Annotated in this window: 24 protein-coding genes; 15 read left to right on the top strand and 9 right to left on the bottom strand. The window is 62.9% G+C overall.

All coding sequences use genetic code 11. The features are described 5' to 3' along the window. Position 1: 1 nt before the first annotated feature. Positions 2 to 769 (top strand): TerB family tellurite resistance protein, encoded by a 768-nt coding sequence (locus OZ911_RS02225; protein ID WP_016484618.1) that lies wholly within the window; start codon positions 2 to 4, stop codon positions 767 to 769. Positions 770 to 903: 134 nt separating this feature from the next. On the opposite strand, the gene OZ911_RS02230 is transcribed toward OZ911_RS02225, so the two are convergent. Continuing rightward, the gene (locus OZ911_RS02230; RefSeq protein ID WP_016484619.1) at positions 904 to 1899 is read right to left on the bottom strand and encodes an alpha/beta hydrolase family protein; all 996 of its coding nucleotides are present in this window, start codon (positions 1897 to 1899) and stop codon (positions 904 to 906) included. Positions 1900 to 1994: 95 nt separating this feature from the next. Here OZ911_RS02230 and OZ911_RS02235 point away from each other — a divergent pair, with 95 nt between their 5' ends. The 9 genes from OZ911_RS02235 to trpE all read left to right on the top strand — a co-directional run bounded on the left by OZ911_RS02235 (position 1995) and on the right by trpE (position 13087). Then, positions 1995 to 4382 (top strand): PAS domain-containing sensor histidine kinase, encoded by a 2388-nt coding sequence (locus tag OZ911_RS02235; protein ID WP_023048198.1) that lies wholly within the window; start codon positions 1995 to 1997, stop codon positions 4380 to 4382. Between the two features lie 7 nt (positions 4383 to 4389). After that, positions 4390 to 5022 (top strand): response regulator, encoded by a 633-nt coding sequence (locus OZ911_RS02240; protein ID WP_172455960.1) that lies wholly within the window; start codon positions 4390 to 4392, stop codon positions 5020 to 5022. Positions 5023 to 5317: 295 nt separating this feature from the next. Then, complete coding sequence (locus OZ911_RS02245) at positions 5318 to 6442, top strand: ABC transporter ATP-binding protein (RefSeq protein ID WP_016484622.1); 1125 nt, start codon at positions 5318 to 5320, stop codon at positions 6440 to 6442. Between the two features lie 40 nt (positions 6443 to 6482). Further along, positions 6483 to 7517 (top strand): ABC transporter substrate-binding protein, encoded by a 1035-nt coding sequence (locus OZ911_RS02250; protein WP_016484623.1) that lies wholly within the window; start codon positions 6483 to 6485, stop codon positions 7515 to 7517. 202 nt (positions 7518 to 7719) lie between these two features. Then, positions 7720 to 8967, top strand: coding sequence for an ABC transporter permease (locus OZ911_RS02255; protein WP_016484624.1), 1248 nt, complete (start codon positions 7720 to 7722; stop codon positions 8965 to 8967). Between the two features lie 11 nt (positions 8968 to 8978). Then, positions 8979 to 9806, top strand: coding sequence for an ABC transporter permease (locus OZ911_RS02260; protein WP_003260880.1), 828 nt, complete (start codon positions 8979 to 8981; stop codon positions 9804 to 9806). Between the two features lie 240 nt (positions 9807 to 10046). Beyond that, positions 10047 to 10721 carry a ribulose-phosphate 3-epimerase gene (gene rpe / locus OZ911_RS02265; RefSeq protein WP_016484625.1) on the top strand — a complete coding sequence of 225 codons (675 nt, stop codon included), beginning with the start codon at positions 10047 to 10049 and terminating at the stop codon, positions 10719 to 10721. After that, the gene (locus tag OZ911_RS02270; protein ID WP_016484626.1) at positions 10718 to 11536 is read left to right on the top strand and encodes a phosphoglycolate phosphatase; all 819 of its coding nucleotides are present in this window, start codon (positions 10718 to 10720) and stop codon (positions 11534 to 11536) included. Before rpe ends, OZ911_RS02270 begins: the two co-directional genes overlap by 4 nt. A gap of 69 nt (positions 11537 to 11605) precedes the next feature. Beyond that, the gene (gene trpE / locus OZ911_RS02275; protein ID WP_016484627.1) at positions 11606 to 13087 is read left to right on the top strand and encodes an anthranilate synthase component I; all 1482 of its coding nucleotides are present in this window, start codon (positions 11606 to 11608) and stop codon (positions 13085 to 13087) included. Positions 13088 to 13119: 32 nt separating this feature from the next. On the opposite strand, the gene estP is transcribed toward trpE, so the two are convergent. Continuing rightward, positions 13120 to 15009 (bottom strand): esterase EstP, encoded by a 1890-nt coding sequence (estP, locus tag OZ911_RS02280; protein WP_070086881.1) that lies wholly within the window; start codon positions 15007 to 15009, stop codon positions 13120 to 13122. Positions 15010 to 15377: 368 nt separating this feature from the next. Here estP and OZ911_RS02285 point away from each other — a divergent pair, with 368 nt between their 5' ends. The 4 genes from OZ911_RS02285 to OZ911_RS02300 all read left to right on the top strand — a co-directional run bounded on the left by OZ911_RS02285 (position 15378) and on the right by OZ911_RS02300 (position 18714). Continuing rightward, positions 15378 to 15971 (top strand): aminodeoxychorismate/anthranilate synthase component II, encoded by a 594-nt coding sequence (locus OZ911_RS02285; protein WP_016484629.1) that lies wholly within the window; start codon positions 15378 to 15380, stop codon positions 15969 to 15971. Positions 15972 to 15980: 9 nt separating this feature from the next. Next, positions 15981 to 17030: an anthranilate phosphoribosyltransferase gene (gene trpD / locus OZ911_RS02290; RefSeq protein ID WP_023048031.1), complete on the top strand. Its 1050-nt coding sequence runs from the start codon at positions 15981 to 15983 to the stop codon at positions 17028 to 17030. Continuing rightward, the gene (gene trpC, locus OZ911_RS02295) at positions 17027 to 17860 is read left to right on the top strand and encodes an indole-3-glycerol phosphate synthase TrpC (protein WP_016484631.1); all 834 of its coding nucleotides are present in this window, start codon (positions 17027 to 17029) and stop codon (positions 17858 to 17860) included. The genes trpD and trpC overlap by 4 nt, the downstream gene beginning before the upstream one ends. Before the next feature lie 149 nt (positions 17861 to 18009). Next, the gene (locus OZ911_RS02300) at positions 18010 to 18714 is read left to right on the top strand and encodes a lipoate--protein ligase family protein (RefSeq protein ID WP_016484632.1); all 705 of its coding nucleotides are present in this window, start codon (positions 18010 to 18012) and stop codon (positions 18712 to 18714) included. On the opposite strand, the gene crp is transcribed toward OZ911_RS02300, so the two are convergent. Continuing rightward, a complete protein-coding gene (gene crp / locus OZ911_RS02305) occupies positions 18711 to 19355 on the bottom strand; it encodes a cAMP-activated global transcriptional regulator CRP (RefSeq protein ID WP_024717954.1) in 645 nt (214 codons plus the stop codon). The genes OZ911_RS02300 and crp overlap by 4 nt on opposite strands. Before the next feature lie 190 nt (positions 19356 to 19545). Here crp and OZ911_RS02310 point away from each other — a divergent pair, with 190 nt between their 5' ends. Continuing rightward, positions 19546 to 19968, top strand: a complete 423-nt coding sequence (locus OZ911_RS02310) for an OsmC family protein (RefSeq protein WP_004376171.1) — start codon at positions 19546 to 19548, stop codon at positions 19966 to 19968. Positions 19969 to 20007: 39 nt separating this feature from the next. Here the strand turns inward: OZ911_RS02310 and OZ911_RS02315 are convergent, their stop codons facing one another. The 6 genes from OZ911_RS02315 to hemJ form a co-directional block, all read right to left on the bottom strand. Further along, on the bottom strand, positions 20008 to 21048 hold the full coding sequence (locus OZ911_RS02315) for a hypothetical protein (RefSeq protein WP_023048032.1): 1041 nt from the start codon (positions 21046 to 21048) through the stop codon (positions 20008 to 20010). Positions 21049 to 21058: 10 nt separating this feature from the next. Continuing rightward, the gene (gene coq7 / locus OZ911_RS02320) at positions 21059 to 21706 is read right to left on the bottom strand and encodes a 2-polyprenyl-3-methyl-6-methoxy-1,4-benzoquinone monooxygenase (RefSeq protein ID WP_016484635.1); all 648 of its coding nucleotides are present in this window, start codon (positions 21704 to 21706) and stop codon (positions 21059 to 21061) included. A 65-nt stretch (positions 21707 to 21771) separates the two neighbouring features. Then, positions 21772 to 22110, bottom strand: coding sequence for a histidine triad nucleotide-binding protein (locus OZ911_RS02325; protein ID WP_016484636.1), 339 nt, complete (start codon positions 22108 to 22110; stop codon positions 21772 to 21774). 63 nt (positions 22111 to 22173) lie between these two features. Further along, positions 22174 to 22956, bottom strand: coding sequence for an SDR family NAD(P)-dependent oxidoreductase (locus OZ911_RS02330; protein ID WP_016484637.1), 783 nt, complete (start codon positions 22954 to 22956; stop codon positions 22174 to 22176). Between the two features lie 67 nt (positions 22957 to 23023). After that, positions 23024 to 23980 (bottom strand): NAD(P)H-dependent flavin oxidoreductase, encoded by a 957-nt coding sequence (locus tag OZ911_RS02335; RefSeq protein WP_070086880.1) that lies wholly within the window; start codon positions 23978 to 23980, stop codon positions 23024 to 23026. Between the two features lie 28 nt (positions 23981 to 24008). After that, positions 24009 to 24434: a protoporphyrinogen oxidase HemJ gene (gene hemJ, locus OZ911_RS02340; RefSeq protein ID WP_016484639.1), complete on the bottom strand. Its 426-nt coding sequence runs from the start codon at positions 24432 to 24434 to the stop codon at positions 24009 to 24011. Positions 24435 to 24502: the final 68 nt, after the last annotated feature.

The raw sequence follows: 24502 nt of genomic DNA on the forward strand, positions 1-24502 counted from the left end.
CATGTGGTGGCCAGGCACGGTGATTGGAATGGGTGCCGGTTTTGCTGTTGCCAGCATTCCGGGGGCCTTGCTCGGGGGGCTGTTAGGGCAAGCCATGGACCGCCGCCTGCGCTTGCAAGGCTGGGAAGACATGCGCGAACGCCTGGGCGGTCGCTCGGCGTTGCGCGACGACGAGCTGCTGTTCGTGATGCTCGGGCGCCTGGCCAAGTGCGATGGCCGGGTGGTCGAGCAGCATATCCGGCAGGCGCGCCAAGAAATGGTGCGCCTGGACCTGGCCGAAGCGGCCCGGCTACGCGCGATAGCCGCGTTCAATCGCGGCAAGGCAGGCAAGGACCGGCTGGGCAGCCATTTGCGCCGCATTCGCCAGCAGCCGCATGCGGCTGAAGGCACCCTGCGTGCGTGTTGGCGCATGGTCTGGGCCGACGGCAAGATGGGCAACAAGGAACGTGAGTTGCTGCTGGATTGGGGGCAGAAGCTGGGCCTCAGCCGGCGCCAGGTGCAGGCGATGTCGCTGGAGTACGAGCCGCGCAAGGTAGCCGGAACGGAAGGGGTAGCCATGACCTATGCCGCAGCGTTGCGCTTGCTGGCAGTTGAGGCGGACACGGATGTGGACAAGGTCAAGCAGGCGTATCGCCGGCTGGTCAGCCGGCATCACCCGGACAAGCTGGCGGGTACCGGTGCCAGCGAGGTGCAGGTGCGTGAGGCGACCGAGCGTACCCGTGAGTTGCATCAGGCCTACGCCATGATCCGTAAGCGCCGGGGCCTGTGAAAATGGGGCCGCTGTGCGGCCCATCGCGACACAAGGCCGCTCCCACAAGTTCGCGCAAAGCCCGAGGGGGCGCAGTACTTGTGGGAACGGCCTTGTGTCGCGATGGGGGTGCACGGCACCCCATCGGTTTCAGCTCAACCCTGCGGGCTCATCCACCCCCGCACCCGGCGGAACAACTGCTCCTGTTCCGCAGCCTTGTTCCCCGGCATGGCAATCAACGACAACTGCCGGTACTGGCTGTCCTTCTGCCGCTTGCTGGCTTGCAGACGCTGCGCGGCCGCGTTGCGGTCGCTGCTGCGGGTGACGTAATAGATATCGGCCGTCGGCACCTTCAAGGTCGGCGCCAGGCTTTCCAGGTCATGCTCAACCCGCGCCGGTGTCTGTGCGGCCACCATCACCAGTTTTTGTACCTGGGGTGGCTGCTTCTCACTCAGATAGCGGGCCGCCCAATACGCACCGCTACCATGGCCGATCAGCACGATGCTGCGAGCGTTGTGTTGCTGGGCGTACGCCACGGCGGCATCCAGGCGGGCGAAGATACGCTCGGCATCTGCAGGGTCCGCCTGCTCGCTGGCCTGTTCGGCGTCAGTGCTTTCTGCCGCATCGGCATCGGCCGCCGTGGCCTGGGCGACGTTGGCATTGGCATCGGCCGGCACGTCCTTGGCCGGGGCGCTTTCGCCTTGGTCTTTCGCAGGCTCGGCAGGCGGGGTGGCCTCGACCCGCGCTTGCGGGCTGTCGGCGAGCAGGTCGGGCAGGCTGACGCTCAGGCTGTGCCAGCCGACATCAGGGAATTTCTGCCGCAGCGGGCCGACCGCATTGGGCCAGTCGGCGGTCTCGCCTGCACCTGGGATGATGATGACGGCCCCTTGCGGGTCGTTGTCGTTAGCCGGTTTCCACAGGGCCAGAAAGCTGTCGGCACCGGCCTGCAGGGTCTGCTGCTCAGCCTTTGGCACCAGCCGCTCCAGCGCCTGGGCATCTTCCTGGCTGCGCTCCAGCAGGGGCGGGCGCGGGGCTTCGGCGGCTGGAGCCTCGGTGGTAGTGGTTTTTTCGGCATCGGCGGCCAAGGCGCCGAGTGGAAGGATCGAGGCCAGGCAGCACATTGCCAGCGTCGTGCGATAAAGTGTGGACATGAGTCAACCCAGGGCCAGAATGATACCGGCAGCCTAATAGTATTTGCCCGTGACGGCCATGCTGCATGGCCGCCTTTGCCAAGACGAGCGTTTAGATGAAGCGAGTACGTCGCCTGTTGGTTATCGGCTGCTTGTGGCTGCCCTTGATTGCATTGGCCAGGCCCGAGGCGGTGCCCACCGTTACGCTGGAGCCTGCGCAGCAGCAGTGGCTGGATGCGCACCGCAACGTGCGCGTCGGCCTGGTGCTGCAGGCACCCTACGCCCAGTTCGACCGGCGCCTGCAGCAACTGTACGGGGCCAACGTAGAACTGGTGAACAGCCTGGCGCAGGCACTGCACCTGGACCTCACCTGGCGCAACTTCAACGACCAGGCCAGCCTTGAACACGCCCTGCAGAGCGGTGAAATCGACTTCGCCCCTGGCCTTACCCAGACGCCGGCCAGCCTGCGCCTATGGTTGTTCAGCGACCCGTACATGCGCGTGCCGCAGCTGGTGGTGGGGCCGCGCACCGGCGCCATGGCGGTGGAGCTGGAAAAGCTTGAAGCCGAGCAGCGGGTGGCCGTGCGCATGCCAAGCCAGCTGGCCGATTACCTGCGCGGCAACTACAGCAACCTCAACCTGCAGGGGGTGCCCAACGAGCGCGAGGCCTTGCAACTGGTGGTGGGTGGCCAGGCCAGTTTTGCGGTGCTGGATGAAGCCCAGCTCAGCCGCTTGTCGCGCGAGAGTGAGTTCAGTGAGCTGGCGGTAGTCGGCGATATCGGCCTGCCGCAGCTGCTGCGCATCGGCTCGCGACGCGACTGGCCGCTGCTGGCCGATGTGCTCGAACGTGGCCTGCAGGCGCTGCCGGCGAAAGAGCTGGAGCAGCTGCACCAACGTTGGCTACAGCCGAAATACCCACGCCTGAGTGAGTCGCCGGGCTTCTGGCAGAACCTGGCGTTGCTGTTCGGTTTGTTGCTGTTGTGTGCCTTGGCCACCTTGGTGTGGCAACGCCGGCAGCAGCGCCAGCTGGAGCGCAGCCTGCTGGCCACGCGGGAAAGCCTGGCGGAGCGACAGGTGCGTGAAGAGGCCTTGCGCCTGAGCCAGTTCGCCATCGACCAGAGCACGGTGGGCATCCTCTGGGTCAACTGGGACAGCCACGTACGCTACGCCAACCATGCCGCCGAGCGCATGCTGGGTTATGGCGACGGCGAGCTGCTGGAGCGGCCGCTGAGCGCCTTTGAGCCAAGCCTGACCATGGACCGTTGGCTGGAGTTGTGGAAAGGCGCTCGCACGGGGGAGGGCGGTGTCGGCCAGTTCGAGGCGCAGTGCCGGCGGGCCGACCACAGCCTGTTGCCGGTCGAGCTGTCCCTGAGCTTTCTGCGCTTTCGTGATTCCGAATATCTGGTGGTCTACCTTGCCGATGTCACCGAGCGCCACCGCGCCCTGGCGGCACTGCGAGAAAGCGAGGCGCGGCTCAAGGGCATTGCCGGCAACGTGCCGGGGCTGGTGTTTCGCCTGGAGCGTGACCCGGCCGAGGGCGAGCTGGAATTCCCCTACATCAGTGAGGGCAGCGAGGCGCTGGTGGGGTATGCGCCGGCCGAGATCCAGCACCCACAGATGGGCCTGCGCAACCTGGTTCACCCCGAAGACCGCGCCGATTACCACCGCGTCCAGGACCTGGCCTTGGCCAGCGACCAGGACTGGTCCTGGCAGGGGCGCATCCTGACTCGCCAGGGTGAACAACGCTGGGCGGACATCAAGGCCAGTACCCGGCGACTGGCCAACGGCCAGGTGGTATGGGACGGTGTGGTATGGGACATCACTCAGGGCAAACGGGCAGAACTGGCACTGGCCCGTTCCCAGGAACAGTTGCGCGAGCTGTCGGCCCACCTGGAAAGCGTGCGCGAGGAAGAAAAAGCCCGCATCGCCCGGGAAGTGCATGACGAGCTGGGGCAGATGCTGACTGTGCTCAAGCTGGAGGTGTCGATGTGCGAGCTGGCGTTTGCCGAGTTGGACGCCGGCCTGAATGAGCGCCTGGCAAGCATGAAGCGCTTGATCGCCCAGCTGTTCCAGCTGGTACGTGATGTTGCCACTGCCTTGCGTCCGCCGATCCTCGACGCCGGCATTGCTTCGGCCATCGAATGGCAGGCACGGCGCTTCGAAGCCCGCACGCAGATACCCTGCCTGGTACAAGTGCCGGATAATCTGCCAGCATTGAGCGATGCCAAGGCCACCGGCCTGTTTCGTATCCTGCAGGAGGCGCTGACGAACGTGATGCGTCACGCTCAGGCGCACAGCGTGGAGATCGAACTGGTGCGTGAAGAGGGGCGGCTGCGTATGACGGTCAGCGATGATGGCAGAGGCTTTTGCCGCGAGCAGACCCGGCCCACTTCATTTGGCCTGGTGGGTGTTCGCGAGCGGGTGCTGATGCTGGGGGGCAGCATGGTGCTGGACAGTGAACCAGGCGAAGGCACCAGCCTGAGTGTGGCCATTCCGTTGGAGTAGGAGAGCAATCGTGATTCGAGTACTGGTGGCCGAAGACCACACCATTGTCCGTGAAGGCATCAAGCAGTTGATTGGCCTGGCCAAGGACATGCAGGTGGTAGGGGAGGCCGGGAATGGCGAGCAACTGCTCGAAACCCTGCGCTACACACCGTGCGAGGTGGTGCTGCTGGATATCTCGATGCCAGGTGTGAACGGCCTGGAGGCGATCCCGCGGATCCGTGCATTGCACGATGCCCCGGCAATCCTGATGCTGTCGATGCACGACGAGGCCCAGATGGCGGCGCGGGCGCTTAAAGCCGGTGCAGCGGGCTATGCCACCAAGGACAGTGACCCGGCGCTGCTACTGACTGCAATTCGCCGGGTAGCGGGGGGTGGGCGTTACATCGACCCGTCGCTGGCCGACCGCATGGTGTTCGAAGTGGGCCTGACCGAGTCCCGACCATTGCACACGCTGTTGTCGGAGCGGGAGTTCTCGGTGTTCGAGCGCCTGGCCCAAGGGGCCAACGTCAACGACATTGCCCAGCAGCTGGCGCTGTCGAGCAAGACCATCAGCACCCACAAGGCGCGCTTGATGCAAAAGCTGAAAGTGAACTCGCTGGCGGAGTTGGTGAAGTACGCCATGGAACACAAGCTGGTCTGATTGCGACATCCCCGTGCCCGAAGCTTGCCGAACCCTCCGTGGGAGCGGGCATGCCCGCGAAAGGGCCTGGCCTGCTGATCTCTATGGCTGAGCCGGCCTCTTCGCGAGCATGCCCGCTCCCACAGGTTTAGTGGTTGGCTCGCAAGGGCATTCCAATCCCGCCATCTTTGTAGGGCAATCCCTACAACAAATCTTCCATCCGGATGATGGCATTCTCTCAGTGCCCCCGATTTCCGGGCGCTTGCGCCTCTTCTACGCTTTGGCCTACGCAGTCATCCAACAAGAAGGTGCAGGCATGAGCGAGGCGAAGTCGAACGCTGCAACCAGCGAAACGCTGGTCAGCTTCCGTGGTGTGCAGAAGAGCTACGACGGCGAGTCGCTGATCGTCAAAGACCTCAACCTGGACATCCGCAAGGGCGAGTTCCTCACCCTGCTTGGCCCGTCCGGCTCCGGCAAGACCACCAGCCTTATGATGCTGGCCGGCTTCGAAACCCCTACCGCCGGTGAAATCCAGCTGGCCGGGCGCTCGATCAACAACGTGCCGCCGCACAAGCGCGACATCGGCATGGTGTTCCAGAACTACGCGCTGTTCCCGCACATGACCGTGGCCGAGAACCTGGCCTTTCCGCTGACCGTACGCAACCTGAGCAAGACCGACGTCAGCGAGCGGGTCAAACGCGTGCTGAACATGGTCCAGCTTGATGCTTTCGCCAAGCGCTACCCCGGCCAGCTTTCCGGTGGCCAGCAGCAGCGGGTGGCCTTGGCCCGTGCGCTGGTGTTCGAGCCGCAACTGGTGCTGATGGACGAACCGCTCGGCGCGTTGGACAAGCAACTGCGTGAACACATGCAGATGGAGATCAAGCACATCCACCAGCGCCTCGGTGTGACCGTGGTGTACGTGACCCACGATCAGGGCGAAGCGCTGACCATGTCCGACCGCGTGGCGGTGTTCCACCAGGGCGAGATCCAGCAGATCGCCGACCCGCGCACGCTGTACGAAGAACCCTGCAATACCTTCGTTGCAAACTTCATCGGCGAGAACAACCGCATCAACGGCACCCTGCTGGCCAGCGATGGCAAGCGCTGCCAGGTGCAGCTGCCGCGTGGCGAGCGGGTCGAGGCGCTGGCGGTGAACGTCGGCCAGGCCGGCGAGCCGGTCACCCTGTCGATCCGCCCGGAGCGTGTGCGCCTGAATGGCCACAGCGAGAGCTGCGTCAACCGCTTCTCTGGCCGGGTGGCCGAATTCATTTACCTGGGCGACCACGTGCGGGTGCGTCTGGAAGTTTGCGGCAAGGCCGATTTCTTCGTGAAACAGCCGATTGCCGAGCTCGACCCGGCCCTGGCCGTGGGCGATGTGGTACCGCTGGGCTGGGAGGTGGAGCACGCCCGCGCGCTCGATCCGATTGCCGAAGCCCATTGATGGATTGCTTCACCAACCCTGTACTGTGGAGAGAATAAGAATGCGCAAGCAGTTGAAATTGACCGCCCTGGCCCTGGGGCTGTTCGCCGCTGGCCAGGCCATGGCCGCAGACCTTACCGTGATCTCGTTCGGAGGCGCCAACAAGGCCGCCCAGGTCAAAGCGTTCTACGAGCCATGGGAGAAGGCGGGTAACGGCAAGATCGTCGCCGGTGAATACAACGGCGAAATGGCCAAGGTCAAGGCCATGGTCGACACCAAGAGCGTGTCGTGGAACCTGGTAGAGGTTGAGTCGCCAGAGCTGGCGCGCGGTTGCGATGAGGGCATGTTCGAAGAGCTCGACCCCGCCCTGTTCGGCAACGAGGCCGATTATGTACCGGGTGCCATCCAGCCTTGCGGCGTTGGCTTCTTCGTCTGGTCCACGGTCATGGCCTACAACGCCGACAAACTCAAGACCGCACCTACCAGTTGGGCCGATTTCTGGGACACCAAGCAGTTCCCAGGTAAGCGTGGCCTGCGCAAGGGCGCCAAATACACGATGGAATTCGCATTGATGGCCGATGGCGTTGCGCCCAAGGACGTCTACAAAGTGCTGGCGACCAAGGAAGGCCAAGACCGCGCGTTCAAGAAGCTCGATGAACTCAAGCCCAGCATCCAGTGGTGGGAAGCTGGCGCACAGCCACCGCAGTTCCTGGCTTCAGGCGACGTGGTCATGAGCTCTGCCTACAACGGCCGTATTGCCGCTGTGCAGAAAGAGAGCAACCTCAAGGTGGTGTGGAACGGCGGCATCTACGACTTTGACGCATGGGCAATTCCTAAAGGTGCCAAAAACGTCGAAGAGGCGAAGAAATTCATCGCCTACAGCGTCAAGCCCGAGCAGCAGAAGATCTACTCCGAGAACATCGCCTATGGCCCGGCCAATTCCAAGGCCGTGAGCCTGCTGTCGGACGAGGTGAAGAAGGACATGCCGACCACGCCTGAAAACATCGCCAATCAGGTGCAGATCGACGTGGCCTTCTGGGCCGACAACAGCGAGCAGCTGGAGCAACGCTTCAACGCCTGGGCGGCGAAGAAGTAACAAACCGCAAAGCAGGGCCGCCATGCGGCCCATCGCCGGCAAGCCAGCTCCCACAGGGAACGTGTAATCCCCCAAGCCGGTGCAGTGCCTGTAAGGGACAGGGATCAGAAGTCTTGAAGCCGGTGCAGTTCCTGTGGGCGCTGGCTTGCCGGCGATGGGCTGCACAGCAGCCCCATTTTCAGTTCGTATCGCGGAGTTCGCCATGGCCATTGCAGTGCCCCTCAACGAAGGCGCAGGTCCAAGTCTCAAGCAGCGCCTGAAACACGCCGAGCGGGTCAACCGCTGGAAGGCGCAGGCGTTGATCGCGCCGCTGGCGCTGTTTCTTCTGCTGGTGTTCCTGGTGCCGATTGCGGCGCTGCTGTACAAGAGTGTCGGCAACCCGGAAGTGGTGGGCGGCCTGCCACGCACGGTAGACATCATCACCCAGTGGGATGGCAAGAGCCTGCCGGGCGAGGATGTGTACAAGGCGCTGAGCCAGGACCTGGCCGAGTCGCGCAAGAACCAGACCCTTGGCGACCTGTCCAAACGCTTGAACATGGAACTGGCCGGCTACCGCAGCTTGTTGACCAAGACAGCCCGGGCACTGCCATTCAAGGCAGAACCTGCCTCTTATAAAGACGCTTTGCAGGCCGTCGACGAACGTTGGGGCGACCCGGCCTATTGGCAGGCGATACGCCGCAACACCAGTACCGTGACCTCCTTCTACCTGCTGGCTTCGGTGGACCATCGCATCGACGACCTGGGCGAGCTGGCCAAGGCCACCCCGGACCAGGCCATTTACCTGGATATCTTTGCCCGCACCCTGTGGATGGGTGTGGTGATTACCGCCATCTGCCTGGTGCTGGCTTACCCGCTGGCCTACCTCCTGGCCAACCTGCCGACCCGGCAAAGCAACCTGCTGATGATTCTGGTGCTGCTGCCCTTCTGGACCTCGATCCTGGTGCGGGTGGCGGCGTGGATCGTGCTGTTGCAATCGGGTGGCCTGATCAACAGTGCACTGATGGCCATGGGCATCATCGATCAGCCGCTGGAACTGGTGTTCAACCGCACCGGTGTGTACATCTCCATGGTGCACATTCTGCTGCCATTCATGATCCTGCCGCTGTACAGCGTGATGAAGGGCATTTCGCCGAGCTACATGCGTGCCGCGATCTCGCTGGGCTGCCACCCGTTCGCCAGCTTCTGGCGGGTGTACTTCCCGCAGACCTATGCCGGTGTTGGCGCGGGTTGCCTGCTGGTGTTCATCCTGGCAATCGGCTACTACATCACCCCGGCGCTGCTGGGTAGCCCGAACGACCAGATGGTCAGCTACTTCGTTGCCTTCTACACCAACACCAGCATCAACTGGGGCATGGCCACCGCACTGGGCGGGCTGTTGCTGCTGGCTACCGTGCTGTTGTACCTGATCTATAGCTGGCTGGTCGGCGCCAGCCGCCTGCGCCTGAGCTGAGGAGCCTTGTCATGCTGAGCCCATACATGTCGCCCGTGGAGCGGGTCTGGTTCTACAGCCTGCGCATTCTTTGCGGTCTGATCCTGCTGTTCCTCATCTTGCCAGTGCTGGTGATCGTGCCGCTGTCGTTCAACAGTGGCAGCTTCCTGGTGTACCCGCTGCAGGGCTTTTCGCTGCAGTGGTACCAGGACTTCTTCGGCTCGGCCGAGTGGATGCGGGCGCTGAAGAACAGCATCATCGTCGCCCCGGCGGCCACGGTCTTGGCCATGGTGTTCGGCACCCTGGCAGCCATTGGCCTGACCCGTGGTGATTTTCCCGGCAAGTCGCTGGTGATGGCGCTGGTGATTTCACCGATGGTGGTGCCGGTGGTGATCATCGGTGTGGCCAGCTACCTGTTCTTCGCCCCGCTGGGCATGGGCAACAGCTTTACCTCGCTGATTCTGGTGCATGCGGTGCTGGGTGTGCCGTTTGTCATCATTACCGTGTCGGCAACCTTGCAGGGTTTCAACTACAACCTGGTGCGGGCGGCTGCCAGCCTGGGTGCGTCGCCGCTGTTGACCTTCCGCCGCGTGACCTTGCCGCTGATTGCACCCGGGGTGATCTCAGGGGCGCTGTTCGCCTTTGCGACGTCGTTTGACGAGGTGGTGGTGACGCTGTTCCTGGCCGGGCCGGAGCAGGCAACCCTGCCGAGGCAGATGTTCAGTGGTATCCGCGAAAACCTGAGCCCGACCATTGCTGCGGCGGCGACCTTGCTGATTGCTTTCTCGGTGGTGTTGCTGCTGACCCTGGAGTGGTTGCGTGGGCGCAGCGAGAAGCTGAGAACCCAGCAGCCGGCCTGATTTTCAGGCGTCTGCGCTGGCCTCATCGCCGGCAAGCCAGCTCCCACAGAGATCTCTACAGGACCCTGCATCTCATAAGGCCTGTGGAGAACCCTGTGGGAGCTGGCTTGCCGGCGATGAGGCCAGCTCAGGCAGTGCAAGGCTCTTGGGTATCGGTCGGGATCATGTGATACCAATCAGCCCTCATCCGTTCGCCTGGGTTACAATGCGCGCCACCGTGATTCTGCCAACAGGTGCGCCATGCAGCCCTACGCTATTGCCCCCTCCATCCTCTCTGCCGATTTCGCCCGCCTGGGTGAAGACGTCGACAAGGTATTGGCTGCGGGTGCCGACATCGTCCACTTCGATGTCATGGACAACCACTACGTTCCCAACCTGACCATTGGCCCGATGGTCTGCACCGCCCTGCGCAAGTACGGTGTTACCGCACCGATCGACGTGCACCTGATGGTCAGCCCGGTCGACCGCATCATCGGCGACTTCATCGAAGCCGGCGCCACTTACATCACGTTTCACCCGGAAGCCACGCAGCACATCGACCGTTCGTTGCAACTGATCAAGGACGGCGGTTGCAAGGCCGGCCTCGTGTTCAACCCGGCCACCAGCCTGGATGCCCTGAAGTACGTGATGGACAAGATCGACATGGTGCTGCTGATGAGCGTCAACCCAGGCTTTGGCGGGCAGAAGTTCATCCCTGGCACCCTCGACAAGCTGCGCGAGGCGCGTGCGCTGATCGACGCCAGCGGCCGTGATATCCGCCTGGAAATCGACGGTGGCGTCAACGTCAATAACATCCGCGAAATCGCTGCCGCTGGCGCTGACACCTTCGTGGCCGGTTCGGCGATCTTCAACGCCCCGGACTACCAGGAAGTCATCGCCAAGATGCGCGCCGAACTGGCTCAGGCCCGCCCATGAGTGGCTTCGAGCAGCTGTTCCCGGGGACGCTGCCCAGGCTGGTGATGTTCGATCTGGACGGTACCCTGATCGATTCCGTGCCAGACCTGGCTGCCGCCGTGGACCGCATGCTGCTCGAACTGGGGCGCCCGCCCGCAGGCCTTGAGGCAGTCCGCCACTGGGTCGGCAACGGCGCCCAGGTGCTGGTGCGCCGGGCGCTTGCAGGTGGCATCGACCACGCCGCGGTGGACGATGCGCTGGCCGACCAGGCGCTGGCGCTGTTCATGGACGCTTATGCTGAAAGCCACGAGCTGACGGTGGTCTATCCCGGTGTGCAGGACACCCTGCGCTGGCTGCGCAAACAGGGCGTGGAAATGGCGCTGATCACCAACAAGCCCGAGCGCTTCGTCGGCCCGCTGCTGGACCAGATGAAAATCGGCCGCTACTTCCGCTGGATCATTGGCGGCGACACCCTGCCGCAGAAAAAGCCCGACCCGGCGGCTTTGCTCTTCGTCATGCAGATGGCCAGCGTTACCCCGCAGCAGTCGCTGTTTGTCGGCGATTCGCGCAGCGACGTGCTGGCGGCCAAGGCGGCTGGCGTGCAGTGCGTAGGGCTGACCTATGGCTACAACCATGGCCGGCCGATCCAGGACGAATCTCCCAACCTGGTGATCGACGACCTGCGCGCACTGCTGCCCGGTTGCGCAGACCCGGCCACTGGGATAACGTTGGCCAACCTTCAAGCCTCACAAGACAGAGAGCCCACCGTGGTGGTTACTGGCAAATTCTGGATGAAAGTCATCAAGGCCCTGGCCCGTTGGCGTTGGCGCGCCTGACTTCAGCCTGCCGGCGCGTGCCGGCCCGTCCGTTTGCCTGACCTATTGCTGCTTGCCACGAGGCTACTCATGAACCGCGAAGAATTCCTGCGCCTGGCCGCTGCCGGCTACAACCGCATTCCACTGGCCTGCGAAACCCTGGCCGACTTCGACACGCCGCTGTCGATCTACCTGAAACTGGCTGACCAGCCCAACTCGTACCTGCTCGAATCGGTGCAAGGCGGCGAGAAGTGGGGCCGCTACTCGATGATCGGCCTGCCATCGCGCACGGTGATGCGGGTGCACGGCTATCACGTCAGTATCCTGCAGGATGGCGTCGAGGTGGAAAGCCATGATGTCGAAGACCCGCTGGCCTTTGTCGAAAGTTTCAAGGACCGTTACAAGGTCGCTGACATCCCTGGTCTGCCGCGCTTCAACGGCGGCCTGGTCGGCTACTTTGGCTATGATTGTGTGCGTTACGTGGAAAAGCGCCTTGGCGCCAGCCCCAACCCAGACCCGTTGGGCGTGCCGGATATCCTGCTGATGGTGTCCGATGCGGTGGTGGTGTTCGACAACCTGGCAGGCAAGATGCACGCGATTGTGCTGGTCGACCCGGCTGAAGATCAGGCCTTTGAACAGGGCCAGGCACGCCTGCAAGGCCTGCTGGAAACGCTGCGCCAGCCGATCACCCCGCGCCGAGGCCTGGACCTGAGTGGCCCGCAGGCCGCCGAGCCGGAATTCCGCTCCAGCTATACCCGCGACGACTACGAGAACGCGGTCGGCCGTATCAAGGAGTACATCCTGGCCGGCGACTGCATGCAGGTGGTGCCGTCGCAACGCATGTCGATCGACTTCAAGGCTGCGCCCATCGACCTGTATCGTGCGCTGCGCTGCTTCAACCCGACGCCGTACATGTACTTCTTCAACTTCGGCGACTTCCATGTGGTCGGCAGCTCGCCCGAGGTGCTGGTGCGGGTCGAGGACAACCTGGTCACCGTGCGCCCGATTGCCGGTACCCGCCCGCGTGGCGCGACTGAAGAAGCCGACCGCGCGCTGGAAGACGACCTGCTGTCGGACGACAAGGAAATCGCCGAACACCTGATGCTGATCGACCTGGGCCGCAACGACGTTGGCCGTGTGTCCTCGACCGGCAGCGTGCGCCTGACCGAGAAGATGGTCATCGAGCGTTACTCCAACGTGATGCACATTGTCTCCAACGTCACCGGCCAGCTGCGTGAAGGGCTGACGGCGATGGATGCGCTGCGGGCGATCCTGCCGGCTGGCACCCTGTCGGGTGCGCCGAAGATCCGTGCAATGGAAATCATCGACGAACTGGAGCCGGTCAAACGTGGGGTCTACGGTGGTGCAGTCGGCTATTTTGCCTGGAACGGCAACATGGATACCGCGATCGCCATCCGTACTGCCGTGATCAAGGACGGTGAACTGCATGTGCAGGCCGGTGGTGGCATCGTTGCCGACTCGGTGCCGGCGCTGGAGTGGGAAGAAACCATCAACAAGCGCCGGGCGATGTTCCGTGCCGTGGCGCTTGCAGAGCAGACGTTGGCTAAATAAACAGATTGGGGCTGCCAAGCAGCCCCATCAATTCAGAAGTCCACGCTCACCCCCAGGCTCACCCCCTGCTGCGTCAATTCATCACTCTTGCGCCAGTTGTAGTTCCCGCGCAAATGCACCCCTGCGACCACTTCATGGCTCACCCCCAGGCTCGCACGGGTCAGGTCGCTGTGCGGCGTATAACCGGCCAGGGTGAAGTCATTGGCGGGCAAGCTGGTCAGGTGCATGGTCACATCCTGCTGGTCATCCTCGAACTCATGCTCCTGCGCCACCTCGGCGAACAGCCGGGTACCTGGCAGCACCTGCACGCTGCCCAGCAACCCCAGGCCCAAGCGGCGTGACGTGCGTTCCTGGTCATCGAAGCCCAGTGCTGTCGAGCGCCCGCTCTTCTCGTTGTACCCATCCACTTTCACGCGCGCATAGTCGGCACTGATGAATGGCGCCAGCTGCCAATTGCTGCTGTCTGCCGCCAGGTTGTAGCCCAGCCGCCCGGACATCGCCCAGGCCTCGCCGTCGGTGTCGCCCTTTTCGCTGCGCTCGTTCACGCCAAGGGCGAAGGTGCGCTTGAGGTCGCTGTAGTCCAGATGCCCGGCGGTCAGCGCAGCATCGGCCCACCAGCGGTCCTGGCGGTATTGGGCGAAGGCGCTGGCCAAGTAGCTGTTCAGTTTGTAGTCCGAATCATTGGCGCCGGCCTCCAGCTTTTGCCGGTACGCGCCGCCGGCCAGGCCCAGGCGCCAGGCGTCGTTCAACCGGTAGCTGCCGCCCAGTGTCAGGTTATAGCCGCGGCCATCGCCGCTGGCCGCGCTGTGCTGGCCGTCGAAGTCCAGGTCCTGGGCACCGGTGGCGACGAAGGCCTGCCATTGGCCAACTGCTTGCCAGGGTGTCTGCCATTGGTTGCGCAGCTCATCCTGATGGGCGCGCAGGCTGGCATGTGCCATTTCGGGGAGCAGGGTAAGCTCCCAGGGGGCGGAGATGATCGAATAGGCGTAGTCGGCAATCAGTTGCTGGCCGGCGATGGTCGGGTGCACCGAGTCGTTGAACAGCAGTTTAGTCGGGTCCGGGGTTGTGCCATTGATACCGTACACCGGGTTTTCCACGCAGCTGTTGCCGCTGTAGCAGGTGCCGACCAGGTTCTGGTCGCTGGCCAGGCCGAACTGGTTGGGGCTGGCCAGTGCCTCGCTCAGCAGCACAGGGATGTTCAGCGGGATGATCTCGGCATCGATCTGCCGCAGTTGGCTGAGCAGCGACTGGTTGAATGCGCCAGACAGCAGTGACAGCGGGTTTTGTTGCGGGGTGCCGCTGAAGTTGGGCGTTTGGCCGAGGTCGGGCAGCAGCCAGACCATGATGTAGCGGGCGCCACCTTGTTGCAGTGCCTGGGCGCTGGCCGCAAGGCGGGCGCCGGCGGCCACGGCGTCGGCCGGGCTGTTTACCAGGCCTTGGAGGAAGTCGTTGCCGCCGCCCGTCACGTAGTAAAGCGCGTTGGGGTCGGCACGCAGGCCGTTGGCCAGGTAGCCCGCCTTTTCACGCAGCACCAGGCCGGCGCCGGGGTTTCCTGGCGGGATGACGGTCTCGGAAGTTGTCGTGATCGAATCCAGGATCTGCTGGGTGGTATAGCCACCGACAGCCCAGTTGTTGCCATCGGGCCGGATGCCTGTCGATGTCGACGGGTTCAGGTCATCGGGTGCAACGCCCAGTCGGCCACCGAGGATCATCGGTGACACCGGGGCAAAGTTACCGTCGGCATCGCGGTTGGTAAACCGGGCGCCTGGGGTACCGCCAGTCAAATCGGGAAATTGCCCGGCGTCGGCGAGGCTGTCGCCAAACACGATCAGCGTGGAATAAGGTGAGGGACCTGCGAATACCTGGCTGCAGGCCAGGGCCAATGAAGCGAGGGTAAAGCGCATTAACGGGGCTTTTCGCATCAGGGAACATCCTTTTCTTTGTTTTTATCAAGGACTGCCTGATCGACCTTAGCAAATCGCAGTGCATCCCTCCCAAGTCCATTCGTTTCCCCGTGTTTGCAGGCATATTGCGCCCGCCGCCCCGGTAGGCTACTGTGCCGGAACGTATGAGCGAGACCTATCCTGTGTTGATCGTCAGTAAACTCTTGATGCGCGTAATCAAGGCCCACGCCCGTTGGCGTTGGCGCGCCTGACTTTATCCCCTGCCGGCCCGCCCGGCTCGCCCCCGTTTGCCTTCTTCTTTACTGCCCTGTGTGGCGAAGCCGTGCCTGTGGCGGTGGCAAGAAGGTTCGAATTCTGAAGTCAGTAAATTCAAGAGGTTTAACACCATGTTACTGATGATCGACAATTACGACTCATTCACTTACAACGTCGTCCAGTACCTTGGCGAGCTGGGTGCCGAGGTCAAGGTCATTCGCAATGACGAAATGACCATTGCCCAGATTGAAGCCCTCAACCCCGAGCGGATCGTGGTATCCCCAGGTCCTTGCACGCCGAGCGAGGCGGGTGTGTCCATCGAGGCCATCCTGCATTTTGCTGGCAAGCTGCCGATTCTGGGCGTGTGCCTGGGGCATCAGTCCATCGGCCAGGCCTTTGGCGGTGACGTGGTGCGCGCCCGCCAGGTGATGCACGGCAAGACCAGCCCCGTACACCACCGCGACCTGGGCGTGTTCACCGGCCTCAACAACCCGCTGACCGTTACCCGCTACCACTCGCTGGTGGTCAAGCGCGAAACCTTGCCCGATTGCCTGGAAGTGACTGCCTGGACCGCCCATGAAGACGGCTCGGTGGACGAAATCATGGGCCTTCGCCACAAAACCCTGAATATCGAAGGGGTGCAGTTCCACCCCGAGTCGATCCTGACCGAGCAGGGCCACGAGCTGTTCGCCAACTTTCTCCAGCAGACCGGCGGCCGCCGCTAAGGATCGAACATGGATATCAAGAGCGCATTGAGCCGTATCGTCGGCCACCTGGACCTGTCTACCGAAGAAATGCGCGATGTCATGCGCCAGATCATGACCGGCCAGTGCAGCGAGGCGCAGATCGGCGCCTTTCTGATGGGCATGCGCATGAAGAGTGAAAGCATCGACGAAATCGTCGGCGCGGTGTCGGTGATGCGTGAGCTGGCCGACAAGGTTGAGCTGAAAAGCCTGGATGGCGTGGTCGATATCGTCGGCACCGGCGGTGATGGCGCCAATATATTCAACGTGTCCACCGCGTCGTCGTTCGTCCTGGCGGCGGCGGGCTGTACTGTTGCCAAGCATGGTAACCGCGCGGTTTCCGGCAAGAGCGGCAGTGCCGACCTGCTGGAAGCTGCCGGCATCTATCTTAACCTGACGCCAACCCAGGTGGCTCGCTGCATTGACAGCCTGGGCATCGGCTTCATGTTCGCGCAAAGCCATCACTCGGCCATGAAGCATGCCGCCGGTCCGCGTCGTGAGCTGGGGTTGCGTACCCTGTTCAACATGCTCGGCCCGCTTACGAATCCGGCCGGAGTGAAGCATCAGGTGGTTGGCGTTTTCGCCCAGACCCTGTGCCGCCCGTTGGCCGAGGTGCTGCAACGCCTGGGTAGCAAGCATGTGCTGGTGGTGCATTCGAAGGACGGCCTGGATGAGTTCAGCCTGGCTGCCCCCACCTTTGTTGCCGAACTGAAGAACGACACAATTACTGAATACTGGGTCGAACCGGAAGACCTCGGCATGAAAAGCCAGAGCTTGCATGGCCTTGCCGTCGAAAACCCACAGGCTTCGCTGGAGCTGATTCGCGATGCTCTGGGCCGTCGCAAGACCGAAAACGGCCAGAAGGCTGCGGAGATGATCGTGCTCAATGCGGGCGCGGCACTGTATGCCGCCGATCATGCGATGAGCCTGGCTCAAGGTGTGGAACTGGCCCACGACGTACTGCACACCGGGCTGGCCTGGGAGAAGCTGCAGGAACTGGGTGCCTTTACTGCAGTATTCAAGGTGGAGAACGAAGCATGAGTGTGCCGACGGTGCTGGAAAGGATCATTGCCCGCAAGTTCCAGGAAGTGGCCGAGCGCAGCGCGCGCGTCAGCCTCGCCGAGCTGGAAGGCCTGGCCAAGGCCGCCGATGCCCCGCGTGGTTTCGCCAACGCGCTGATCGAACAGGCCAGGCGCAAGCAGCCAGCGGTGATCGCCGAGATCAAGAAGGCTTCGCCGAGCAAGGGCGTGATCCGCGAGCACTTCGTGCCGGCGGAAATCGCTGTCAGCTACGAGAAGGGCGGTGCTACCTGCCTGTCGGTGCTGACCGATGTCGATTACTTCCAGGGTGCCGATGAGTACCTGCAGCAGGCCCGCGCGGCAGTTTCGCTGCCGGTGATCCGCAAAGACTTCATGGTCGACCCTTACCAGATCGTCGAAGCCCGGGCCTTGGGCGCGGATTGCGTGCTGCTGATCGTCTCGGCACTGGATGACGTGAAGATGGCCGAGCTGGCCGCGACTGCAAAAGACGTCGGCCTGGACGTGCTGGTGGAAGTGCACGATGGCGATGAGCTGGAGCGCGCGTTGAAAACCCTGGATACGCCGCTGGTGGGGGTGAATAACCGCAACCTGCACACCTTCGAGGTCAGCCTGGAAACCACCCTTGACCTGCTGCCGCGCATTCCGCGTGATCGCCTGGCGATTACCGAGAGCGGTATTCTCAACCGGGCCGATGTCGAGCTGATGGCAATCAACGAGGTTTACTCGTTCCTGGTGGGCGAAGCGTTCATGCGCGCCGAGCAGCCTGGGCTGGAGTTGCAGCGGTTGTTCTTCCCGGAACAGGTGAAGAAGACTGTTCAGCATCTTGACTGATCAAATGAAGCCGGCTTTTTTGCCGGCTTTTTTGTATGCCTGCCAGGGCCGCTTCGCGGGTAAACCCGCGCCTACAGTGGGTGTGCTCCCTTTGTAGGAGCGGGCTAGCCCGCGAAGAGGCCATCAAAAACAACATCAAAGGTGGATCAATGACCGATCAACCCCTGGCCCTGACCGTCGAACAAGGCCTGCACACCGAACAGGAACTGCTGGCCGCCGTTTGCCGCGGCGAACGCGAAAACGGTGTGCTGTTCTGGCGACCCACCGACCATGCGCTGGTCATGCCCCGGCGCATGAGCCGTCTGGAAAACTTCGAGGCCGCCTGTGCGGAGCTGGCGATTGCCGGCTGGCCGGTGCTGCTGCGCGAGACTGGCGGTGAGCCGGTGCCTCAGTCCCATTCCACTGTCAACGTTGCCCTGGTCTACGTTGCCCCGCGCAGCGAAGGTGATCACGGCCGTATCGAAAGCGCCTACGAGCGCCTGTGCCTGCCGCTGTGCGAGGTACTGCGCGAGTGGGGCGGGGTGGCGTCGGTGGGGGAGATAGACGGGGCGTTCTGCGATGGTCGCTACAACGTCAACCTCAATGGCCGCAAGCTGGTGGGCACCGCCCAGCGCTGGCGCCAGGGCCTGGGCGGCAAGCGCCCGGTGGTACTGGTACACGGTGCGTTGCTGCTGGACAACGAGCGGGAGTCGATGGTGGCAGCGGTCAACCGCTTTAATGAGTGCTGCGAGCTTGAGCAACGCTGCCGCGCTGATGCACATATCGCCTTGCATGAAGTGGCGCCCGCAGCACCCTGGTTTGAGCGCTTGTCGCAGGCCTACGCCAAGGTGCTTGCAGACCTGCCCAGGGACTAGCGGGTACCGTAGACCACCATGGTCTTGCCTTTGACCTGAACCAGGCTGCGTTCCTCAAGGTCCTTGAGGACGCGGCCGACCATTTCCCTGGAACAACCGACGATTCGGCCGATTTCCTGACGGGTGATCTTGATCTGCATGCCGTCGGGGTGGGTCATGGCGTCGGGTTGTTTACACAATTCCAGCAGGCAACGGGCAACCCGGCCGGTGACGTCGAAAAACGCCAGGTCACCGACCTTGCGTGTGGTGTTGCGCAGGCGCTGGGCCATCTGGCCGCCCAGGGCATAGAGGATTTCCGGGTCTTGGCGCGCCAGTTCGCGAAACTTGTCGTAGCTGATTTCCGCCACTTCGCACTCGGTCTTGGCTCGCACCCAGGCACTGCGCTGCTGTTCGCCGTCAACCGGTTCGAACAGCCCGAGCTCGCCGAAGAAATCGCCATTGTTGAGATAGGCAATAATCATTTCGCGGCCATCCTCGTCTTCGATGAGGATGGTCACCGAGCCCTTGATTATGAATGACAGTGTCTCGGCGCGGTCGCCGGCGCAGATGATGTTGCTTTTGGCGGTGTAGCGGCGGCGCTGGCAGTGTACCAACAGTTTGTCGATGTTCTTGATCTTGGCGGGTAGGGCGGAGGCAACCATCACGAAATCCTGTTCGATACGCCGCATAGGCTTTTTATAAGGTTGTCTGGCGGCGAGCGCCATTCATTTGGCGCCAGCTTATCAGACGTCTCCGGATGTTTCGGTATTAAACCGATACGTCTCGTGCTTTTCGCACGGCCTTACAAGGTCTAAGCTGACACCCTTTTCCGAATATCAGGAGTCCGGGTAGATGAAGGCACGTATCCAGTGGGCCGGTGAGGCCATGTTCCTCGGCGAATCGGGGAGTGGCCATGTCGTCGTGATGGACGGCCCGCCTGAGGCCGGCGGCCGCAACCTGGGTGTGCGCCCGATGGAAATGTTGCTGTTGGGCCTGGGTGGCTGCAGCAGCTTTGACGTGGTGAGCATTCTGAAGAAATCGCGCCAAGCGGTAGAAAGCTGCGAGGCGTTCCTGGAAGCCGAGCGTGCCAGCGAAGATCCGAAGGTGTTTACCAAGATTCACATGAACTTTGTGGTGAAAGGGCGTGGGCTGAAAGAAGCGCAGGTCAAGCGGGCAGTGGAGCTGTCGGCAGAGAAGTACTGCTCGGCTTCGATCATGCTCGAACGCGCGGGGGTTGAGATTACCCACGGGTATGAAATCGTAGAGCTCGGTTAACGCAACGTTGTTGGGGGCCGCAAAGCGGCCCCGGCACTATCAGCTCCGAAGTGCGGGCAGTGCAGCTTGCACCCACCGTGGCAACCATCCCCGCATCACTTGGCTCAACCGCTCCCGCCGCTTCTGGTAAACCAGCCCCAGCCAGATAACCGCCAGCCCGATCAAGGTCACCACCACCGGGAACAGCAGCGATTCGGCAAATACCTCGTACGACAGGTACCCCAGGTAAGCCGCCACGCCCAGTGCACCAAACACCATGAACACCGGCCGGCGCAGCAGCACGGCCATGCCCATCAGCGCTATGTTGGTCAGGCAGTACATGGCCTTGCCCAACTCACTGCCGCTGTCCAGCAGCGTCAAGCCGCCCCAGAATGCCGCCAGCCCGGCCAAGTAGCCCCAACGGGCGTAGTCTTCTTGCGTGCGGCCGTCTATCAACAGGCACACCACCAGCAAGCCCAACCCGAACCACAGCGAAACTTCGCGGCGCTGCTCCCAACTGAACGGCGAGCCGAAGAACCATTCGCTCAGGTCCATCGACATGAACCACAGGGCCACGGCTATAGGCATGACGACGAACGGGTAGGGGATCAGCCTCAGCATCAGCAAACCGGCAAGCACTGTGGCCGCTTCCATCGCCAGCCAGCCGCCCTGCACGTAGGTGTAGTACTGGTGATACTCGGCTTGCGCGTCGTCCAGTGGCCACCAGCCTGCCAGGCGCTCAATGGCAAACACCGCCAGTGGCACGATACTGACCGCTACCGCCGCCAGTACCCCGGCAGCAACGGGCTGGGCGCGGCGCTGCAGGTTGAGGGCGGACAAGGTGATCAGCAGGATATAGAGGCTGGCGATGATCAATAGCGCGCCGTCACCAATGCTCATCCAGGCTTCGGTGAGCAACCAGCCCATGGCTGCCATGATCAGCATGGCGCCGAAGTAGAACGCAACATGGGCCAGCTGAAAGCTGCCACGTGCCGCCGGTTGCTGGCGCAGGAATGCCAACAGGCTTTGGTCCTGGCCCGGCTGGAGAATCCCGGCCTGCACGGCACGCGCCAGGTCCTTGGCGTCGAAACGGTCCGTCATGGCGATGCCTTCAGATGCGGTAGGTGCTCTTGGTCATGACCTTGGCCAGCAAGCTCATGCCAAAGCGGACAGGGGCCGGGAAGCGATAACCACCGGCTTCCAGGGCGGACTCGGCGTGCTGCTCTTCGTCGATGCGCATCTGTTCGAGAATGGCCCGGGACTTTTCGTCTTCGTGCGGGATCTGCTCCAGGTGCTCGTCGAGGTGCTTGCACACCTGGTGCTCGGTGGCGGCGACGAAGCCCAGGCTGACCTTGTCGCTGACCAGGCCGGCAAGTGCGCCGATGCCGAACGACATGCCGTAGAACAAGGGGTTGAGCACGCTTGGGTGGCTGTTCAACTGGCGAATGCGCTGTTCGCACCAGGCCAGGTGGTCCACCTCTTCCTCGGCGGCATGCTCCATGGCCTTGCGTACTTCGGGCAGCTTGGCGGTCAGGGCTTGGCCCTGGTACAGCGCCTGGGCGCACACTTCACCGGTGTGGTTGATACGCATCAGCCCGGCGATGTGGCGGGTCTGCTGCTCGTCCAGGTCGACGTCCGGCTGGACAATGGCCGGCGATGGCCGGGCGGGTTGGCCGCTGAAGGGCAGCAAGGTGCGCATGGCGGTATCGGCCTGCAGCAACAAGCGGTCGAGCGGCGAGTAGTGACGTTCGGTAGCCATCGGGCACCTCCGCAAGAATGTGCCCGACAGTTTACCGCAATAGCGGCGGGGTCGCTTGCCGTGGATCAGCCCGGTGGCCAGTTCATCTGGCGCTGGCCCAGCACGTGCATATGGATGTGGTAGACAGTCTGGCCGCCCTTCGGGTTGCAGTTCATGACCACGCGGAAACCTTCCTCGCAGCCCTGCTCGACAGCCAGGCGCTGGGCGGTGAACAGGATGTGGCCCGCCAGGGCCTTGTCTTCTTCGGTCAGGTCATTGAGCGTGCGGATGTGTTTTTTCGGGATGACCAGAAAATGTACCGGTGCCGCGGGTGCAATGTCCTTGAAGGCCAGGACCTGGTCGTCTTCGTAGATGATATCCGCCGGGATTTCCCGGTTGATGATTTTGAGGAATAGATCGTCCACAGCACTTGCTCCATGGTGAGGGTCGGGCCGAGTGTACTCAGCCGAGCGCCGCTCGCCCAGTGGCTATTCCATGCCGGCCGGGCAATAGCGGCGGTGGATGGCGCCGGCCAGTTTGCACACCAGCCAGCGCGGCAGCAGGCGCGGGGCCAATGCCAGCCAGCGGTTGCGTCGGCCTGGCATGATCAGCGCACGGTTCTTGTCCAGTGCACGCACGGTATACAGCGCTACTTCTTCGGGGCTGAGGCAGCGGGGTTTGCCATCGAGCCGCGCAATGCGCCGGCGCGAGGAGCGTACAGGGCCTGGGCACAATACCGAGACCTTGATACCGGTACGCTTGAGTTCTTCGCGCAGGGCCTGGGAAAAACTCAGCACGTACGCCTTGCTGGCGGCATAGGCCGCCATCCACGGGCCGGGTGCCACCCCGGCAAGGCCAGCGACGTTGAGGATCTGGCCGCCACCCTGCACGGCCATCAGGTTGCCGATGGCGTGGCACAGGCGGCTCAGGGCCAGAACGTTGACCTCCAGCAGATCCTGCTCGTCGGCCCACTCATGGGCCAGGAACGGCCCGTAGGTACGCAAGCCGGCACAGTTGACCAGCAGGTCGATACGCCGTTCGCCTTCTTCCAGTTCCAGTACGAAGCCAGAAAGGCGCAGCGGCTGGCTGAGGTCGCAGGCGCGGAACAGCACCTCGACACCAAAGCGTTGAGTCAACTCAAGGGCCACGGGTTCCAGCGTTTCCCGCTGACGTGCCACCAGGATCAGGTTGCGCCCGCGCCGTGCCAGCGCTTCCGCCAGGGCCAGGCCCAAGCCGCTGGAAGCACCAGTGATCATGGCGTAACGGGTCATGCAAGGCTCCTGGGGGCGAAAGAGGGCGCCTAGTGTACAGCTTGGCCGGGTAAGGTGTTGCGTTTTGCTACAAGGTGCGGGCGCGCAGAATCTGGCAGCGATCCAGGGCTTCCCGGTACTCACTGTGGAGCCGTTCGATCAATGCACTGGCGCTGGGCAGATCATGGATTTCGCCGACACCCTGGCCCGCCGACCATACGGTCTTCCAGGCCTTCGCTTCGTCGTCGATAGGTTTGAGCTTGCCTTGCTCGTGGCTGCCCTTGAGGGCGTTCATGTCGTAGCCAGCCTGCTCCAGGCTTGAACGCAGGAAGCTGGCAGGTATGCCGGACACTGCCGGGGTGTGAATGATGTCGGCGGCGTGGGCAGCGAGTAGCATCTGCTTGTAGGCATCCTGGGCCTGGCTTTCTGCGGTGGCGATGAAGCGCGTACCCATGTAGGCCAGGTCGGCGCCCAGCAATTGTGCGGCGAGGATTTCGTGGCCATGGTTGAGGCAGCCGGCCAGCAGCAGGGTCTTGTCGAAGAACTGGCGAATCTCTGCGGCCAGGGCGAAAGGGCTCCAGGTGCCTGCATGCCCGCCCGCGCCGGCAGCCACGGCGATCAAGCCATCGGCACCCGCTTGCGCGGCCTTCTCGGCATGGCGGCGAGTGGTGACATCGTGGAACACCAGGCCGCCGTAGCCATGCACGGCATCGACCACTTCCTTGACCGCCCCCAGGCTGGTGATGACGATCGGCACGCGATGCTCCACGCACAAAGCCAGGTCGGCCTGCAGGCGTGGGTTGGTCGGATGGACGATCAGGTTGACCGCATAGGGGGCTGGCGCCTCCAATAGCGCCAGGCCTGCCTCGATTTCCTCCAGCCAGGCCTTGAAGCCGGCGCTGTCGCGCTGGTTCAGGGCCGGGAAACTACCCACTACGCCGCTGGCGCAGCACGCCAGTACCAGTTTGGGGTTGGAGATCAAGAACATCGGCGCTGCGACAACAGGCAGGCGCAGGCGTTGTTCGAGCGAGGCAGGTAGCGACATGGCAAGGCTCCTTGAGCGGGTGGCTATGTCAGAACGGTTTGACCACCACCAGAATTACGATGCCCAGCAGGAACAGCACGGGCACTTCGTTGAACCAGCGATAGTAGACGTGGCTGCGGGTGTTGTTGCCGCTGGCGAAGCGTTTGCGTTGGGCACCGCACATGTGATGGTAGCCGGTCAGCAGGATGACCAGGGTCAACTTGGCATGCAGCCAGCCCTGGCTCAGCCAGCCGGGCGTGAGATAGAGCATCCATGCGCCGAACACGTAGGTGGCGATCATCGCCGGGTTCATGATGCCCCGGTACAGCTTGCGTTCCATGGTCACGAAGCGTTCCTGGCTGATGCTGTCCTGGCTCTGGGCGTGGTAGACGAACAGCCGCGGCAGGTAGAACAGGCCGGCGAACCAGCAGACCACGCTGACGATATGCAGCGCTTTGATCCATAGGTAAAGCATGGACGGAGTTCCTTCAGGTATTCACGGTCGTCAGATAGTAGTGGTCAAGCGCCCTAAGGGTCACCCGA

It is taken from the genome of Pseudomonas fortuita (assembly GCF_026898135.2).
In the GTDB taxonomy this organism is placed as follows: domain Bacteria; phylum Pseudomonadota; class Gammaproteobacteria; order Pseudomonadales; family Pseudomonadaceae; genus Aquipseudomonas; species Aquipseudomonas fortuita.